Source organism: Komagataeibacter kakiaceti JCM 25156, from assembly GCF_000613305.1.
This window is the reverse complement of the sequence record NZ_BAIO01000931.1, coordinates 1-512: the sequence shown is the minus strand read 5'-3', so window position 1 is coordinate 512 and position 512 is coordinate 1. Positions and strand designations below refer to the sequence as shown.

Sequence of the window (512 nt, the reverse complement as noted above, 5' to 3'; positions counted from 1 at the left end):
CGGCACCACGCGCTGGAACAGATGGCCCACAGCCTGATCGCCGCCCTGCGCACCACTTCCGATACGCCCGGCCTGCCGCAACCCGCCCCCATTCCCGCCCGCAGCCGCGTGCTGCTGTTTGGTGACGGGCTTTACCCCCCGGCCGAACTGGCCACGTTCCTGCGCGCACTCACCGCCCGGCAGGCCACCTGCGTACTGATCGAAACCGTGGACCCGGCGGAGGCACGCCTGCCCTATGAAGGGCACATGCGCTTCACCGGGCTGGAAAACGAAGCCCCCCTGCTCCTGACCGGGAGTGCGGAATTGCGGCATGATTACGCCGCGATCTGGAAACGCCATCAGGACGGACTGCGCGCCCTGTGCCAGGCGGCGGGCAGCCCGCCGGTGCTGCATATGACCGACCAGCCCCCACAAAACGCCCTGCTGGCGCTGCACGCCCTGCCGGGCATGGGGGGCAGGCCATGATCCTGCTTGCGCCATGGATGCTGCTGGGGCTGCTGGCCCTGCCCGTG

The 512-nt window shown here is 69.7% G+C and carries 1 protein-coding gene; it reads left to right on the top strand.

The annotated features are described in order from the left end of the window. Positions 1–465: DUF58 domain-containing protein (locus JCM25156_RS20115; protein WP_025814570.1), on the top strand; the 465-nt coding region annotated here is incomplete at its 5' end. Positions 466–512: the final 47 nt, after the last annotated feature.